At 47.8% G+C, this 946-nt stretch carries 1 protein-coding gene; it reads left to right on the forward strand.

Features of this window, described 5'->3' with window-relative positions:
* The coding region (locus CVN76_RS05490) for an AMP-binding protein (RefSeq protein WP_157805547.1) at positions 1–946 on the forward strand (946 nt) is incomplete at both ends.

Consider the following 946-nt stretch of genomic DNA (forward strand, 5'->3'; position numbering starts at 1 on the left):
AAATATCCGCTACACGTATATTCAGTGGAATGACCAGGTGAATCGGTTGGCGGCTGCCTTGCAGGCGGAAGGCGTTCGAAAAGGCGACAGAGTCTCCACGTACCTCTATAACAATGAAGAGCTTGCCACTGCATTCTTTGCCTGCGCAAAAATCGGCGCAATCTTTAATCCAATCAACTTCCGCCTCATGCCGGAAGAAGTGGCCTTCATTTTAAATGATGCAGCACCAAAAGTCGTTTTATTCGAACGGGAATTGGAATCAGTGGTTGCGGCTATTGAAAAGCGATTCCCGGAAACGGGTTTCTGGTACATTGATGATGATGTGCCAGGTTATGCGAAAGGCTACCGCCAAAAATTGGCCAGCGTTTCATCTCAGCCGGCCGAAGTGGAGGTTCATGAGGATGATGTTTATGCCATTATGTATACGAGTGGGACGACGGGGCGTCCGAAAGGGGTCATTCACCTACATAAAGATATGGTCAAACATGCTGCGATTTTAAGCGAGGCCCTTAATTATGAACGATCCGATATAGGTTTGATCACTGCACCGATGTTTCATTGTGCCGAACTGCATTGTTGCTTTTTACCTCGCGTACAGGTTGGAGCGATGAATGTCATCCTCCACCAGTTCAATCCGAAAAAGGTGATGGAGCTAGTTGAGTCAGAGGGGATCACCAAGTTATTCGCTGCGCCTACGATGTGGAACATGATCATTCAGGAAAACCTGGCCGAGTATAAATTCCAGAGCCTGAAGCTAGGGCTATATGGAGCTGCTCCAATGGCGCCATCGCTTGTATATGCTTGTCAGGAAAAGCTGGGAATCCAGTTCATCCAAGCATATGGAATGACTGAAATGGGGCCAGCCATCACTCTCCTGATGGAAGATGATCAAATAAGGAAAGCGGGCTCTGCCGGCAAGCCATGTCAGGAACATGAAATCATCATT

Source organism: Bacillus sp. mrc49, from assembly GCF_002803435.1.